We start from the raw sequence: 15,898 nt of genomic DNA on the forward strand, positions 1-15,898 counted from the left end.
CAGGATATCAATACGAATAGGAAAGTTATCTGCATACATAGCATATCTAAGCCTGAAGTTGTCGTGGAGGTCGATTATGAACAATTCGTCTGAGTTGAAAGCGTATGTAAAAAAGCATCCTGACAATAAAATGGGATGGTATCTGCTGGGGAAGGAATATGAGCGCAGTGGGCAGACCGGGAAGGCCAATTATTGCTTCAATCGGTCGGGGGAGGTATTCGAGGCCTTCGAGCGTAAGCAGGTTCCGGCTGACGTCCTGCTGGATTATCAGACCAAGCTGGAAGAGATGGCCAAGGACAAGGCTCGAAAGCATACCCGTTATCGTAAAATGCTGGTGGCGTGTATCCTGCTGCTGCTCATGCTCATTCCGTCATCTTATGCGCCTGGTCTTGCTCGATTCCTGAGCGAGACAGCCTTAACGGCGGAGAGCGGATCAACCCGTCCGAATGATACGGAAGAAGCAGTGCCTGCGGGAACAACATCAGGGGGGAAGGGAGGAGCCGGCGCTGGATTGGATATGCCTGCTGAGGCGTTCACAGCTATCAATTCGGCCAAAGGCAAGGATGGAGCTCGCATCATCAGCCTGCTGAAGAGGCAAGGCTCGCTGCCGGAGCAGACCATTGTCCTTGGTATGAGAGAAGACAGTGGCTGGCTCCTCTGGGATCGACAGCTGAAGCCTGCAGTCACATTAACCAAGGCAGGTGAGGGACGGACTGAGGTCCAGTCCTATGACCCGGAGCAATGCAGCTGTGAACCGCCTTCCCCTTCCATATCTACTGCGAAGGTAGCTGCCTGGTCAGTTGGACAGGAGGAGCTTGCGGTGCTAAGCAGTGCGATGATGGCATACCGAACAAAGCACGGTAAGCTGCCCGAGAGTGTTGGTGAGATGATGGGTGATTTTCCAAATAACCTGTTATACGGAACTACACCTGCAATGGAGATGGCTTTCAAGCCGATCTATCAGCAGTTGGCTGCACGGGAGCAGAAGCCGGGGGGAGCAGTCCAGCCTGATGGAGATGCGCTCCAGCATCCCACGCTCGCTGCGACGCTTGACGCACAACCTTTCTTTGATGAACCGCTACGTATCGTCGTGGATAAGTCCAAGCATCGGTTAGCTGTCGTTAGCGGGGATGTACTGATCAGGAATTACAGGGTTGGTCTGGGAGGAGACAAGACACCAGAGGGAACATTCGTCATCTCCGATAAGGTTGTCAACCCAAACGGAAAATCGAACGGGGAGTTCGGAAGCAGAGGCATGCAACTCTCGGATACGAATTATGCCATCCATGGTACGAATGAGCCGGATAGCATCGGGAAGGATGAATCACTCGGATGTATCCGCATGACCAAGGCGGATGTAGAGGAGCTATTTGCACTTGTACCAGCCGGTACGTCAGTTGAGATTTTGCAAGGGGCGGGGCTGCCCGATGAGGTGCGTGCCCCCGAAATCCGGTACACCAGCAAACCGATGGGTGACCAGACTAACCCCCGCAAGGTCTATCACTGGCTTCACTGAACCGCGCGATTAGCCAATAGTATAACGATAACGATTAACAACACGAGCCCGACGAAGCTGCCCGCAGTCCACATGATGGCCTTGCGGTTCACTTCCTCCTTTTTCTTCTGCATGGTAGGTGGCTTGCGTTTCACAGACATCGGATACCCTTCTTTCTTGTGATAGGTCAATATAACATCATTGTAAACGCTTTGCGGACAGGCTTTCAACAACGAACCTGTGAATTACAGTGATTGAAATGACTTTCTTTTTCCATTAGAAAAAGCTAAACTGTTTCTTAGAAGTCTTGTTCCCGTGGGGAGTAAGACGGATTAGAACGGAGTGGATGAGTTGCTGTATCAAAATTTTGCGAAACCCTTCTTTTTTAAAATGGACCCCGAACGGGCCCATCATGTAGTGATGGATGGTATGAGGCAAGCTGCACGGCTGCCTGGCGGAACATCTTTGCTGCGAGCGATGTACGGTGTCAAAGAAACGAACGATATGGCTCAGGAGCTGTGGGGACTGCATTTCCCCAATCCCATCGGCCTTGCGGCAGGTTTGGACAAGAATGCCGAAGCGGTGGAGGGCTTCTCCTCGATTGGCTTCGGATTTATGGAGGTAGGTACAGTAACTCCGCTTGCACAGCCTGGCAATGAGCTACCTCGCCTGTTCCGTTTGCCACCGGATCGTGCACTGATTAACCGTATGGGCTTCAATAACGAAGGGACCCAGCAGATGGCCAGCAGACTGTCGGCGTTGCACGAACACAGAATCCCCGTAGCCGCGAATATCGGCAAAAATAAGATGACCCCCAACGATGAGGCATATAAGGATTATGAGAAATGTATTTCCTCATTATACCCGTATGCTGATTTTTTTGTGGTCAATATCAGTTCTCCGAATACACCGGATCTGCGCAAGCTGCAGCATGGTGATGATTTGAGCATTTTGCTGCAAGCCGTGAAGAAGCAAATGAATGTCGAAGCTGAGCGCCACGGCAAGTCGAAAGCGGTATTGGTCAAGATCGCGCCGGATGTCACTGACGAGGAGCTTGAGTATATGACTGCGGCGATCATGGACAGTGGTGTAGACGGAATCATCGCTACGAATACGACGATCTCCAGAGATGGACTCACGCATCCCAATGCCAAGGAGACTGGCGGTCTGAGTGGCATTCCAGTGAAAGAGCGCTCAACAGAGGTCATTCGCAAGGTGTATCGCCAGACGGGGGGCAAGATGCCCATTATTGGCGTCGGTGGTGTATTCGATAGTCAGGATGCATACGATAAAATAAGAGCAGGGGCAAGCCTAGTCGAGATCTACACGGCTCTGATCTATGAGGGTCCGGGAGTGAACGGTGCAATCATCAGCGGGCTACGTGAGCTGCTGCGACGTGACGGTTATTCTCATATCCGCGAGGCGGTGGGAGCTGATCACAGCTAGGCTGGAAGGATAGACAGGAGGCAAGGAGATTTATGGACGGAAGAGATTGGGGAACATTTTTGCTCCCGTACGAGCAGACCGTCGAAGAGCTGAAGGTGAAGTTCAAGACGATGCGTGCGGAATTGAAAAAGCGTGAGGAGTATGCACCGATTGAATTTGTAACCGGTCGCGTGAAGAAAATCTCCAGTATTCTGGACAAGGCCGAACGATTGCAGGTGCCGCTTGATCAGATTGAGCAGGGCATTGAGGATATAGCGGGGATCCGGATTATGTGCCAATTCGCGGAGGATATTCGCAGAGTAGCTGAATATATCCGGCGGCGTAAGGACCTTACTGTCCTCTACGAGAAGGATTATATCACCAATTATAAAGAGAGTGGCTACCGCAGCTTCCATATGATTATCAAGTACCCGGTACAGACTGCGTTAGGACAGAAGATCGTGCTGGCTGAAATTCAGATCCGTACCCTCGCAATGAACTTCTGGGCTACCATCGAGCATTCACTTAGCTACAAATATAGAGAGAGCTTGCCTGAAGAGATGAGACAGCGTCTGAAGAAGGCGGCTGAGGCAGCCTTTATACTCGATAATGAAATGTCAGCTATTCGACTGGAGATTCTAGATGCGCAGAAGGCGTTCGAGGATGATGCGAATATCGTTTCCAAAGTGCTTGCCGTTATGCACAGGCTGTATTTCCATCACAAGGTGAGTGAAGCGATTGAAGCACAGCAACGCTTCAATGAGCTGTGGGTACACCGTGATATGGACGGAATGAAGAAGCTGTTCGATGACATTCGGGAGATGCTGGATCAGGGGAAAAATGAAGAGGAACGGGACGAGGTATAGCCATGCCTGTTACATATGATCGGCTGTATCTTGCATATCTGACCTACTTCAATCGTGATCATGATTATTTCGAATGCCATGAAGTGATGGAGGAGCTGTGGCTAAAGCAAGATCGTGACCCCGTCCTTAAGGGCCTGCTTCAAGTCGCTGTCGGTTTATTTCATTACCGGAATGGGAACATTCGCGGCGGTCTCATGATGCTGCAGAGCGCACGTGAGAAGCTTCGCAAGGCGTCTCCAGAGATAACAGCTGGCTTGGGCATTGATCTGATCCGGCTCTTATCTGACGTTCAGGGATATATAGCACAGCTGGAACGTCTTGGCTCACGACTGGAGGCACAGGCTGCCTATGAGGATATGAAGATTCATATTACTGATGAGCACCTGCAGCACCAGCTTGATTCTTTAGCCTTCTCGTTTCAAGTCAACATTCCGCAGCAGCGTGTTCCACAGCGTGGGCCCAAGCATGAGGAGCGACTGCAAGTACTCGCTAGCAGGGAGTCCAAGAGCGCTAAGACGAACAGGAAGAGCCAGGCATAGGGCTGGACGCAGGTCGAGCCTAGTCAGGTATTCAGTACAAAAAAAGACCGATTCAAGGCTGGATAGCCCATTACGGGGGCTATCCTTGTGAGCCTTGTCGGTCTTTTTGAAGTCTTTAACGAGTCTTGCTTGAGAGGATACCATCTTGGAATTCTGCCCTAAAGTTAACGGATGCTTGGATGAATGAATCAGGACCCTGCGGGCCTATGCTTCGCAAAGAATTCCTTGAAGTCCTCTAGCTGGTAGCCGTTATCGCCGGCTGTCTCTTGCAGACCACCTACCATGCGTTCTTTTTCAACGCCATTTTCATAATAGACAAGCGTAGGGGTGTACTCGATCTTGTATTGATTCCAGCCTTCTTCGAATTCCCGAAGATTATACTGGGGCAGATCTATGCCAGCATCCTTGGCCAATGGCATGAGCTCAGGAGTGGTCACACGACAATGCGGGCAATCTGAGGCAAAGAAGTACACAAAGAAGCTCTCTTTGTTATCAATTTTGCTCTTCATTGCTGCAGGGAGGATAATATTCTGGTAATTCGGATCGTTCAAAATCTCGCGGGTAGCTGGGTTCATGGAAGATACGGACTTGCCGTATAGTTCATTCTTGGTTCCGGAGTTCAGCCCGATCAGTAAGCCGATCAGTATCGCTAGTACCGCAAAAAAGCTGATAACAGGCACAAGCTTCTTATTCTTAGATTTCAATACAATCTCTCCTATCTGGCTTGTATATTGTATATGTCAACAATGACGATCTCATTATACAACATTACAGGCTGTAGTGAAACAAGCATCCGAAATTATAGATGGAACTAGACAAATGAACAGTGCATGATGGAGATTTGAGATTCCGAATGATATATTAGAGCATGTGTAACTTTTGCTAACAACCAATATTCATATCACCAAGAACAGGATGATTACATTATGGGCGTACAGCTCCCATCAACATTTATAGAGAGAATGCATCGGCTACTGGGCAAGGAATTCGATGACTTTATGTCCACCTATGACCATACCCCTCATGCAGGCCTGCGGGTCAATGAACTTAAAATTTCCCTGGATGAATTCACGAAGCTGGCTCCGTTCGAGCTTAGACCCATCCCGTGGTGTGAGACGGGGTTCTATGTGCCTTATGGGATTAAGCCGGGGCTACACCCTTATTATCATACAGGACTGTATTACATTCAGGAGCCAAGCGCCATGGCCCCGGTTGAACTGTTGGGTGTTAAGGAGCATGATCGGGTGCTGGATCTATGTGCTGCTCCTGGAGGTAAATCTACCCAGATTGCAGCGAAGCTTCGAGGGACAGGTGTGCTGGTGACGAATGACATCCATGCGGATCGCACCAAGGCGCTTGCCAAAAATATTGAGCTATACGGCGTGCGCAATGCGGTTGTTCTGAACGAACAGCCAGAGCGGATCGCTGCGGCATTTCCGGCTTTTTTTGATAAAATCCTGATCGATGCTCCTTGCTCGGGTGAAGGAATGTATCGTAAGGATGAGGATATGGTGAAAAGCACTGTCACAATTGCGGATTGTGTCATCATGCAGCGTGATATTCTCCATTGGGCAGCGAACATGCTGGCGCCTGGAGGGACGATGGTCTATTCGACTTGCACCTTTGCGCCTGAAGAGAACGAAATGATGATTGCGGAGTTTTTAAATACGCATCCAGACTACAGCATCGTTGCGGTACCGCTGCGGCACGGATTTGCTCCCGGCAGACCCGATTGGATACCAGGAAGCGATCAGAGTGCTGGAGGTGCATTGGCTGGCACGGTCAGACTATGGCCGTATCGGCTGGAGGGTGAAGGGCACTATGCTGCTGTGTTGCGCCGTAATGGAGATGCAGAAGCTTCACCTGAGACTCCAGGGACGATGGAAGCATCCTCGGTACTCGATTTGTCAGATCATGCTGGATTGGAAGCTGAGTCTGACATATCCGGTATGCCAGGCTCAGCTATAGACTCAAAATCAAGGTCAACAAGGCATCTGTCCATTGCTGCACAGTCTGCACGGGGCTCCGAGGATTCTATGTCGGTCCGCAAGGGTAAAGGTGGACCTGCCCGTCATGGAACACGAGCAGAGCTGGAGCGAGGGCAGAGCAGGCATGGGCGAAGCCGAGGCACGGCAAGTTCCAAGCAGCGTAGTGGCTCAGGAACGGGCCAAAGATCGGGCCAACGATCGGGTCGAGAAAAGGAACAGGCATCACTCACTTCCTATGATGAGTTCGTACAAGAGCAGCTACATGTGACCCTTCAAGGCGAGACGATTATGTATGGTGACCGCATCTATCAGTCTCCCTTGTCTTCTGCCCGACTGGAGGGCCTCAAGGTAGTCCGACCAGGCTGGTACATGGGTAAGCTGAAGAATGGTCGCTTCGTGCCCTCACAGCCGCTAGCAGCGGCTCTTCATTCGCAGGAGGCGATTCGGGTTATTACACTGGATTCCCGTCAGCCGGAGGCTGTACGCTACCTTAAGGGAGAGACACTGGAGATACCAGCTGACCGGATAACCTATCCTCACGGGAATGAGCGAGGTAGCAAGGGCTATACTCTGATCTGCATAGATGGCTATTCAGTAGGCTGGGGCAAATGGCAGAACGGCATGTTAAAGAATGAATATCCTTCCGGCTGGAGGTGGACCTCAGTATGAGTGGGTTAGACAATAACAAGGGAGATATACAAGGAAGTACCTCGCGGGACCCGAAGGGCAAGCAGACCCAACGTCTGGATAAAATATTGAGCCATATGGGGATCGGTACTCGCACAGAGATCAAAAGAATGGTTAAGCAGGGTGCCGTGACTGTGAATGGGGCGGTGGTCAAGGATAGTGGGATGCAGGTGCATCCTGTGAACGATCAGATCGAGGCTGCCGGGCAGATCGTCCGATTCAAAGAATTCATCTATCTGATGCTGCACAAGCCGCCAGGCGTAGTCTCGGCTACAGAGGACTTGCGGGAGCGGACAGTAGTGGATCTTCTGGCGGAGGAGGACCGACAGTTCTCGCCTTTTCCTGTAGGGAGACTCGACAAGGATACAGAGGGTCTGCTTCTGCTCACTAATGATGGCAAGCTTGCTCATGAGCTGCTATCACCCAAGCGTCATGTCCCGAAGAGATATGAAGCCACTGTACGAGGGGATGTAAATGCAGAGGACATTACTCGATTCAGCGAAGGGGTGACTCTTGACGACGGCTATGTAACGATGCCTGCCGAATTGACCATTCTTAGACAAGAGCAGGGTGAAGATTCTGACTCTGTCATATCATATATAGGGCTCATCATTCATGAAGGGAAATTCCATCAGGTGAAGCGAATGTTCGAGGCTGTAGGCAAGAAGGTAATCTATCTGAAAAGGACAGATATGGGCTCGCTTCACCTTGACCCCACTTTGCCTATCGGCTCTTATCGGGAGCTGACGGATGCTGAATTAAGTCTACTGCAGCGAGAAGAAGCTACGGCAGATTAGGTGGATGGGCCAGAGGGAGAGCTTCCAAGATGGATGAACTATCTATGCAATCGAAAAAAACACATAACAGGGTTATAGCCCTGTCATGTGTCGTAGTCCTTTCGGCAGACGGTTCTTGAGCTGTCCTCCGCTTGCTTTGGCCCAGCCCAAAGGGATACCGTCAGCGCTGACGAGTACCCAGCCTTGAAGCGGCAGGTCTGTATTCAGCGTCTCGCCCTTCAGATAGGCTTGGACCTGCTCAGATGAAGCAGATAGCAGGCAATGCTGAGCAGCTTGCTCTGGAAGAAGTGCCAGAGCCAAAGCGTGTGCAGGCTCGAAGCGCCCTTTCTTAGCCTCACCGAGATGTAAGCCAGGTCGTGGAAGCTTGAGCCCCTTCATCTCCGCGTCGTGCAATCGGATTCCAGCTCCGTCGGGAAGGTAGTAGAGCGATTCACCGAACAGTAGCGGACGACCAGGACCCAAGGTGAAATCCTTCAATGCTTCAGCTGCCCAGTCCTGGTAAGCCCGCCATGCATGCTCAAGCTCCCGGCTCCCCATGCGGCTGTCATGCTTTTTCGCCTTTGTCGGACGGATATGCCGCTCACGATCCTCTCCTGACTGAGAGGGCTCGTCAGACCGTTTGTGGAGTACAGCAACGAAGTGACCCTCCCCGCGTTCCAGATGCGGCCAGACTCTTTCTGTACGGAGCAGCTCCATATCTGGATATTCCGATACGAGCCAATCCATCATTCCCTCATTTTCAGTCCGGTTAAAGGTACAGGTAGAATAGGCAAGCGTGCCCCCGGGCTTAAGCAGTCGGTGTACCTCGTGTAAAATATCCTGCTGGCGAGATGCGCACATCTCTACTAGCCCCGGATTCCAATCTCTAACGGCATCAGGGTCCTTACGGAACATCCCTTCTCCAGAGCAGGGGGCGTCTAGCATAATCCGATCAAAGCTGCCGGCAAAGCGAGCTGACAAGCCTTCAGGCGTGCTGCTGGTGACGATGACATTCGCCAGTCCCATTCGCTCTACGTTCTCTGCCAATACTTTGGCTCGCGCCGGGTGGATCTCGTTGGAGACGAGCAGACCATGACCACCAAGCTTGGCAGCAATATGTGTCGTCTTTCCTCCAGGAGCAGCAGCCATATCGAGCACAGTCTCGCCGGGCTGAGGGTCAAGCAGCTCTACGGCAGACATGGCGGACGGCTCCTGAATATAGTAAAGTCCTCCTGTATGATACGGATGCTTGCCTGGACGAACAGGCTCCTGATAGTAATAGCCTTCAGAGCACCAAGACACCGGAACTAACTGCCATTCCTGAATGAGCTGTTCACGCAGTTCGGGCGTTATTTTTGCAGGGTTCAGGCGTATTCCCTGTGCCCTTGGCTGATGGTAGCTATCGAGAAAAGCAGGAGCCTCACTACCTAGCAGCTCTGTGATTTGCTGTATATAAGCGCCAGGAAGCGGCGGCTTGTCTATATTCATTTCCATTTACTCCTTTATGATCTACATTTAATCCCATACAACCCATGCAATTTCATACAACCCATACAATTCTATACGAATTCATGCATCTGTAGTTCGATCAGCTATCGAATCGTCTTATAGTCTGTTACTTTATTTTTGCCTGTCGTCTTGGAGTGATACATGGCCGTATCGGCCTGATGCACCAGTTCATCTGGCGTCACCCCACTCTTGATAACACTATAACCAACACTGATGGTGACGATGCTCTCTGCTTCTACCCGGGCACGAATACGCTCAGCGACAGCCCCAGGCTTCGCCTTCTTATCAACAATCATGGCAAGAAGCTCTTCTCCGCCGTAGCGGCCAGGAATACCGATATCCTCGGTCTCCTCAGTAATAATCTCAGCGACTTGCTTCAGCACCTCGTCAGCACGGGCATGGCCTTCCGTATCATTGAGCTTCTTGAAATTATCAATATCGCAGAAGATAACCGCTAGTCTCACGCCTTCCTCAGCATAACGCTTCAAGCGCATACCAAAGTATTTTCGGTTGAACAGACCTGTTAAGCCGTCCGTAATCGAGGTGCGATAGATGTGCTGGAGCAACTCTACGATTCGTTGGAACAAAATGAGGAATAGGACCAGATAATAGAACACCCGCAGATGCTGCATATGTTCAATGATGGCAGGAGGAACGGTAAGCTGTGCCCAGGTATCAGCGATGACCCACAGTGCATAGATCAGCAGACTGATCAGGTATTTTCCTTGTTGTCCGATTCGTGGCATAATCCATAGTAGACCCCATACGATGACCAGCAGACGGTGGATTTGACTAAAGATCAGCAGCCCAGGGTCCTTCCAGCTGGCAGGTATTGATGGAAGCAGGACACATAGAACAGGTGGTACTAGTAGCAGCACAATAAAGGTGCTAAAGGTCCAGAAGAATTTTGCGTTCGACTTCCGGTACAACTGATAGACGGCCCCATTAATCAACAGGAAGGCGAGCGACTCCAGCACAGCGATCCATGAGGAATCATAGCGTGAGGATAGGCTTGTTGCCGAGTAGAGATGGCAGCTCTCATAAGCAATCACAAACAGCCCTGCTGCAATAAAGTACAAATAGGCTTTTTTTCGCTGCTTGCCGTACATCATTATACACATACACAACATGATGAATAGAATACATAGACCGGCAACAGCCGCAATGACGGGTGGAAGCCACACGGACATGGCCCACGGAGTAGATAACAGCTTCACGAATTCACGGCTCCCACGTGCGTTACACGCAATAAAAGTACAGCATATTCCATAAAACCTGCTGAGGATCGACGCCGGGTGTTGGCGAACGCAATTCCTCAGGTTCTATTGCTTGGCTCGTTCCAATCCGATACAATTAATTGTATTTATGCCGATCCGGAGAACTGCTGTCTGGATTTCCAATATATCATGTTTTCAGAAGCTATGAAAAGTCAATATAGACGGCTACAGCTGGATATTTTGGAGCATAACGCTCCGGTTTCCAGCATTGCTTGAAAGGGGAAGCACGTCATGAAATTGCTACAAGCACTCTTTTTCCCTCCCGAGCAGCCGGGGGGCGTATCATCCATGATTCCTTATTTGCAGGAACGATTCACGGCTCCTCGCTGGGAGATGGAGCTCTTCTCATTGCCAAAAAGAATCCGCAACAAAGGTCAGGAAGAGGTACAATTCGATACGTTCGATTGGACGGAATTCGCTGACAGTGCGATTGTCCAGAAGTACATCCAGACCTACCGTGATTATTTGTGGTGGACGAAATTGCGTATTCATACTCCATATGATCTGGTTCATGCCCATCATCCCATTGCGGGCTTGGCCATGAAAGCAGTGTTCCCGGATACCCCTTTAATTCAGACGATACACTCCTCCTATGAGCGGGAGCTGATCTTGAACGGAAAGATTGTGGAAGGGGGGCCTGAGCATCAATTCCTTATCTCGATCTATCGTGAGCTGGAGCGCAAGACGGATCGAATGCTGACCGTGTCCGGCTCCTTTCGTAATTATATGAGTCCTTATGTAGATCATCATGAGCGAATTCAGATTATACCGAACGGCTATGATGAACGGCGTTTCAAACCGATTCCTCACGAAAATGATGTGGCCCAACTAATTACAGTATGCCGACTTGTGCCCGCAAAGGGCATTGATACGCTGCTAAAGGCCTGTGCGGAGCTGAAAAAGCGGGGAGTCGACTACGTATTGCACATTATCGGGGATGGTCCTATTCGCCCGGAGCTTGAGCAAATGGCGCAGGACCTTGGTATATATAATGAGACAATCTTCTACGGCTATACCCTGCACCCGGAGGAATTCATGCCTTTCTTCGATATCTTCGTGCTCCCGTCACGTGCAGAGGCATTTGGATCTGTATTTGCCGAGGCTGCACTAAGCTGTCTTGCGCTTGTCGGAACCAATGTAGGCGGTATTCCAGAGCAGATTGAGGATGGGATCAATGGCCTCCTCGTACCCCCAGAGGATGAGGTAGCTCTGGCAGAGGCGATGGAGAAGGTCATCGTTGATCCGTCCTATCGTTATGAACTGGCCCGTTCAGCCTGTGAGAAGGCCAAGAGCAATTATTCGCTCAGTCGGGCCGTCCATGAATTGAAGAAGCTGTATCTAGAGTTCAATGAATAGCTGATGGAGCGAAAAAATGAAAATCCAACTTAGGTTCCCGTAGGCTTGATTGGTGGCTTGGTATCTGGCTCGTGGGTACGGATGACGGACGGCTGGCTATTCGGTGTAACTGTCTGTAGCGGAGGTCTTTTATAGCCATTCTTGATTAGCGTCAGTGCCCACACAAGGCTAAGGGAACCGAAAATAGGATACAGTACCGATAGCAATGAGCTGAAACCGAATTGGCTGATGAGATAGCAGGTACACATAATGCTTAGAGTGATCAGACGTGGGTGCATTGACAGATGATGCTGAAGCTGGAGGGTAAGACCATATATATCCGCAACGAACGTGCTGAAGATCTCCATAAATATCATGGTGATGTATAGCAACTGAATAGCGGTCCCTAATTGAACAGCTACATTCCCCATGGGAATCTCGAATTGCTGAATACCTGGCATTTGAGCTGACATGGCGAAATGAGCGGACATCAGCATCAGTCCCACGCCAAGCCCACCGATTAGCCCGCCCTTAATGATGGTGGAACGCGAAGCTGTCTGTGCGCCAAGAGGCACCAGCACGGCTTGCGCCATCGCAAGATTGAACGAGGTGTAGAGTAGCGGCGACAGCAGACCTTTCAATAAGGGCTCATCCGAGGTCAAGGTAATGAAACGATCAGCACCAGGTGCCTTGATTGTACTGAAGATCAATAGAAGTGATAGAATCATCATAATGGGGACGACAATGGAATTGATCTGTAATATGGAACGCATCCCTTTTCCCAGTAGCAGATAGGTGCCCAGAAGTGTGATCAGCAGTCCAATCTGGTAATGCATATTCAAGTGCTCTACAAATACAGAGCCAGAGCCGGCCAGCATGACACTGTTCACACCCAGAATAATAATTAGCGTAAATAGGCTGATCCATTTCCCGGCCTTTGGTCCGAATAGGTGCTTGTTCAAATCTTCGTAGGAATGTGCCGATATATCATGTGCAATGAGCATCATCCGGGTCCCAAGCCAAATAAAGGCCATCGTGGCGATCAGGATGGTGAAGGTTGCAACGCGGCCGTACTGTGTAAAGAACTGGAGGATTTCCTGTCCGGTGGCAAACCCCGCACCGACAATAGTGCCTATATACGTGAATGCAATTTGAAGAACATGGATATCCCGTCTCATTCCTTTCCTCCCTTTCCTCCCTGCACAGGCTGTGGATGAGCCTACGCTTCTTTATAGGGTATGTCCAGGGAGAATGGGACATGACTCGAAGTTATGGAATGGCCATACGCAGCAAGTGTACAGATCAAGTAGTGACAGGAGTTATGCACAATGGGTTCGATCGTTTCTTTTATTTTAACTTATGGATATGCTGCGATGTTTGGGCTGCTTGCCTTGGGAGTCGCTGGCGTACCTGTTCCGGATGAGGTCATCATGATTGCCTTCGGAGGGCTGGTGTCACAAGGGTATTATAATTTTTCGGCAGCACTTATCGTTACTTTTTGCGGCAGTATGACCGGAATGCTGTTCAGTTATGCCTTGGGAAGGTTCCTAGGAAAGCCGTTGCTTCACAAATATGGCAAATGGGTTCGTCTGACACCCAAGAAGATTGCGGTGTCCGAGAACTGGTTCGGACGTTATGGTACATGGGGAATTTTGTTTGGTTATTTTGTACCCGGCCTTCGGCACCTATCCTCTTATCTGGCGGGGACGACCCGTCTTAAATTCTCATCGTATCTGTTGTATGCTACCCTAGGCGCACTGATCTGGTGCACCACGTTTCTATGGGTGGGACATGCTGTCGGCCTGCATTGGGAACAGGTGGCATTGGTCATGGATAAGGTCACCCGTAAGATGGGAGTAGCCGTTATTCTACTCATGATGATTGGTGCATTCATTCCTTGGGCATGGAAAAAATATAAATTAAAAAGCCAAGGCGATTCCCAAGCTTGATGCGGGAAGCGAACTATGGTACTTTTACGGCATAGGATAGGGCTTGGGAGGTCATTGACATGGAAGTATTGAAGAAGCGTATATTGGAAGAAGGGGTTGTGGCATCAGAGCAGGTGCTGAAGCTGGATGGCCTGCTGAATCATCAGGTGGACCCTGAGCTGACCATGGAGATGGGCCGGGAATTTGCTAGACGCTTCCGTGAGGAGGGGATTACACGTGTGGTCACAGTCGAATCCTCCGGTATTGCTGTGGCCTTCGCGACTGCGCTAGAGCTGGGAGTTCCGCTGGTATTTGCCCGCCGTAAGAAGACGCTGCTGGCTGATCCCGATGCATTATGCGAGCGGGTGCCTTCCTTCACGAAGGGAATTGTAACGGATATTATGCTGTCTAGACAGTACATTCATGAAGATGATCGAATACTGTTCATTGATGACATTATTGCCAATGGAGATGCAGCACGAGGCATGGTAAAGATCATCGAGCGCTCAGGTGCTAGTCTAATTGGATTTGGTGTTGTCGTGGAGAAATGCTTCCAATCCGGTGCGCAGTCTATTCGGGAGCAAGGCATTCGTGTGGAGCCGCTTGTTCAGATATCCTCCTTGGCAGACGGTAAGGTTACGTTCATAGAATAGACGAAATAGATGGTATCCAGCAGGCCTAATTTTTGACAATGGCTTTGCATGTGCATGGATTTCGCTTATAATAGACGTAAGGTTTTGGGAGAGAGGAGGCAGCAACATGGGGAAAGAGCAAATGACAGAACAATATTTCCTGGATAAATTGGCAGCGGCTAAAGTTCACTTTGAACGTGCTCTGGATTGCAAGCACACGGAGTTTGATGACCTTTATCCCTATATGATCGAACACCCTCAATTTTTCTGGTATAAGCGTTATGTAGCATGGTCTGAGCTGTTGACACTCGTTAGCTTGTGTGAGGATTTGGAATTTGAGTGGAAGGAACACTTTACACCTCATCAGGTTGATTATGTAGAGCAACGTGTGTTGTCTGCAAAGGTACTTGACTTCTGGTACGAGAAGAACGATAGCAAAGAACACGCTAACGCTGATCATTCGGGATGAATTTGTTGCTCAGTCGGCATTCCATATAGCATGCATCGTTTCTACGAGCGATGTACATGAACCACCGAGACCTAAATGATCCCATTTAGGTCTCTTTCAGGTCTTTGCAGGTTATTCGTAACATAGAGAACACCGTTAGGGCTGGTGCGGTCTCTATTACGCAGTAAAGGGAGGGAAGAATGTGATTAGTGAAGAAGAACTGGATGCACTGCGGGTCGCAGGTAGTAAGGTGCGAGTCATCCGTGATGGGGTCAAAGCCAACGATGTAGTTGGTACCGTACTGGCATGGGACGATCAGGATATCCTGATTCGGAGGCCGAATCGGAATGTGGCACGTGTACCGAGAACATATACTGTGCAGTTGTTCAGTGAGCCCCGCCCCGAGATGTTCGAGCAAAATCAAGGGGAGTCATAGATCCTACACAGTTGGTCAGATCTCAAGAACCCGCATCTCACCAATGGAGTACAGGAAAGTCCCATATACGCTGTATATAGGCTCGGCATATTTGTGACTGTATGGGGATAACCTAAGACAGCCACAAGAATAACGAGAGGATGTGCAGCACGGTGAAGGTGATGGAGGAGAAGGTCCACGCATATAAAGATCAGATCAGTGAGCTGGCACACAGTCTGCCAGAGGTCGTCAATGCTTACCACCAATTCACTGGTGAGTGCTTCGCGAGTGGTGCATTGGATGCAAAGACCAAGCAACTGATCGCGTTAGGCATCGGTATGTTCGCTAATAATGAGGTATGTACCTTCTATCATGTGAATGAGGCACGCTCCAAGGGAGCTAGCGAACAGGAAATTATGGAAACGATTGCTGTCGCAGGTGCGGTTGGCGGCGGACATGCCATGAGTCAAGGGGCGCTTAGAGTGCAGCAAGCGATTAAGCAGTAATGTGAATTGTAGAATTAAGCAGTGAATGACAATCGTAGTCTATATAATGAATAAGAGCTGGTGTTGCCAGCT

At 50.0% G+C, this 15,898-nt stretch carries 17 protein-coding genes; 12 read left to right on the forward strand and 5 right to left on the reverse strand.

Annotated features, from left to right (window positions below):
• Window positions 1-76 precede the first annotated feature (76 nt).
• Entirely contained in the window at window positions 77-1,516 is a 1,440-nt protein-coding gene (locus tag MKX74_RS08135) for a L,D-transpeptidase (protein WP_341178022.1), read from the forward strand.
• Here the strand turns inward: MKX74_RS08135 and MKX74_RS08140 are convergent.
• Window positions 1,510-1,656, reverse strand: coding sequence for a hypothetical protein (locus MKX74_RS08140; RefSeq protein WP_341178023.1), 147 nt, complete (start codon window positions 1,654-1,656; stop codon window positions 1,510-1,512). The genes MKX74_RS08135 and MKX74_RS08140 overlap by 7 nt on opposite strands.
• A gap of 190 nt (window positions 1,657-1,846) precedes the next feature.
• Here MKX74_RS08140 and MKX74_RS08145 point away from each other — a divergent pair, with 190 nt between their 5' ends.
• Genes MKX74_RS08145 through MKX74_RS08155 form a run of 3 tightly spaced genes read left to right on the forward strand, consistent with a single transcriptional unit; the run spans window position 1,847 to window position 4,325 of the window.
• On the forward strand, window positions 1,847-2,941 hold the full coding sequence (locus MKX74_RS08145; protein WP_341178024.1) for a quinone-dependent dihydroorotate dehydrogenase: 1,095 nt from the start codon (window positions 1,847-1,849) through the stop codon (window positions 2,939-2,941).
• A gap of 32 nt (window positions 2,942-2,973) precedes the next feature.
• Window positions 2,974-3,786 carry a GTP pyrophosphokinase gene (locus MKX74_RS08150; protein ID WP_341178025.1) on the forward strand — a complete coding sequence of 271 codons (813 nt, stop codon included), beginning with the start codon at window positions 2,974-2,976 and terminating at the stop codon, window positions 3,784-3,786.
• Between the two features lie 2 nt (window positions 3,787-3,788).
• The gene (locus tag MKX74_RS08155) at window positions 3,789-4,325 is read left to right on the forward strand and encodes a DUF309 domain-containing protein (protein WP_341178026.1); all 537 of its coding nucleotides are present in this window, start codon (window positions 3,789-3,791) and stop codon (window positions 4,323-4,325) included.
• Window positions 4,326-4,513: 188 nt separating this feature from the next.
• Here MKX74_RS08155 and MKX74_RS08160 read toward each other — a convergent pair whose 3' ends face one another.
• Window positions 4,514-5,029: a thioredoxin family protein gene (locus tag MKX74_RS08160; protein ID WP_341178027.1), complete on the reverse strand. Its 516-nt coding sequence runs from the start codon at window positions 5,027-5,029 to the stop codon at window positions 4,514-4,516.
• Window positions 5,030-5,251: 222 nt separating this feature from the next.
• Between MKX74_RS08160 and MKX74_RS08165 the strand changes: the two genes are divergently transcribed.
• Window positions 5,252-6,982, forward strand: coding sequence for an RsmB/NOP family class I SAM-dependent RNA methyltransferase (locus MKX74_RS08165; protein WP_341178028.1), 1,731 nt, complete (start codon window positions 5,252-5,254; stop codon window positions 6,980-6,982).
• Window positions 6,979-7,797, forward strand: coding sequence for a pseudouridine synthase (locus MKX74_RS08170; RefSeq protein ID WP_341178029.1), 819 nt, complete (start codon window positions 6,979-6,981; stop codon window positions 7,795-7,797). The genes MKX74_RS08165 and MKX74_RS08170 overlap by 4 nt, the downstream gene beginning before the upstream one ends.
• A gap of 72 nt (window positions 7,798-7,869) precedes the next feature.
• On the opposite strand, the gene MKX74_RS08175 is transcribed toward MKX74_RS08170, so the two are convergent.
• Both MKX74_RS08175 and MKX74_RS08180 read right to left on the reverse strand, forming a co-directional pair.
• Window positions 7,870-9,264: an RsmF rRNA methyltransferase first C-terminal domain-containing protein gene (locus MKX74_RS08175; RefSeq protein ID WP_341178030.1), complete on the reverse strand. Its 1,395-nt coding sequence runs from the start codon at window positions 9,262-9,264 to the stop codon at window positions 7,870-7,872.
• A 104-nt stretch (window positions 9,265-9,368) separates the two neighbouring features.
• Complete coding sequence (locus tag MKX74_RS08180) at window positions 9,369-10,502, reverse strand: GGDEF domain-containing protein (RefSeq protein WP_341178031.1); 1,134 nt, start codon at window positions 10,500-10,502, stop codon at window positions 9,369-9,371.
• 291 nt (window positions 10,503-10,793) lie between these two features.
• Between MKX74_RS08180 and MKX74_RS08185 the strand changes: the two genes are divergently transcribed.
• The gene (locus MKX74_RS08185) at window positions 10,794-11,918 is read left to right on the forward strand and encodes a glycosyltransferase family 4 protein (protein WP_018885886.1); all 1,125 of its coding nucleotides are present in this window, start codon (window positions 10,794-10,796) and stop codon (window positions 11,916-11,918) included.
• A 29-nt stretch (window positions 11,919-11,947) separates the two neighbouring features.
• On the opposite strand, the gene MKX74_RS08190 is transcribed toward MKX74_RS08185, so the two are convergent.
• Window positions 11,948-13,075 (reverse strand): YkvI family membrane protein, encoded by a 1,128-nt coding sequence (locus tag MKX74_RS08190; protein WP_018885885.1) that lies wholly within the window; start codon window positions 13,073-13,075, stop codon window positions 11,948-11,950.
• Between the two features lie 150 nt (window positions 13,076-13,225).
• Between MKX74_RS08190 and MKX74_RS08195 the strand changes: the two genes are divergently transcribed.
• The 5 genes from MKX74_RS08195 to MKX74_RS08215 all read left to right on the forward strand — a co-directional run bounded on the left by MKX74_RS08195 (window position 13,226) and on the right by MKX74_RS08215 (window position 15,826).
• Window positions 13,226-13,846, forward strand: coding sequence for a DedA family protein (locus MKX74_RS08195; RefSeq protein WP_018885884.1), 621 nt, complete (start codon window positions 13,226-13,228; stop codon window positions 13,844-13,846).
• Between the two features lie 59 nt (window positions 13,847-13,905).
• Window positions 13,906-14,478 carry a xanthine phosphoribosyltransferase gene (locus MKX74_RS08200; RefSeq protein WP_018885883.1) on the forward strand — a complete coding sequence of 191 codons (573 nt, stop codon included), beginning with the start codon at window positions 13,906-13,908 and terminating at the stop codon, window positions 14,476-14,478.
• A 106-nt stretch (window positions 14,479-14,584) separates the two neighbouring features.
• A complete protein-coding gene (locus MKX74_RS08205; protein ID WP_018885882.1) occupies window positions 14,585-14,926 on the forward strand; it encodes a hypothetical protein in 342 nt (113 codons plus the stop codon).
• A gap of 181 nt (window positions 14,927-15,107) precedes the next feature.
• The gene (locus tag MKX74_RS08210) at window positions 15,108-15,341 is read left to right on the forward strand and encodes a hypothetical protein (RefSeq protein WP_018885881.1); all 234 of its coding nucleotides are present in this window, start codon (window positions 15,108-15,110) and stop codon (window positions 15,339-15,341) included.
• Window positions 15,342-15,493: 152 nt separating this feature from the next.
• Window positions 15,494-15,826 (forward strand): carboxymuconolactone decarboxylase family protein, encoded by a 333-nt coding sequence (locus MKX74_RS08215; protein ID WP_018885880.1) that lies wholly within the window; start codon window positions 15,494-15,496, stop codon window positions 15,824-15,826.
• The last annotated feature ends 72 nt before the right edge of the window (window positions 15,827-15,898 follow it).

It is taken from the genome of Paenibacillus sp. FSL K6-1230 (genome assembly GCF_038002385.1).
GTDB lineage: Bacteria > Bacillota > Bacilli > Paenibacillales > Paenibacillaceae > Paenibacillus > Paenibacillus massiliensis.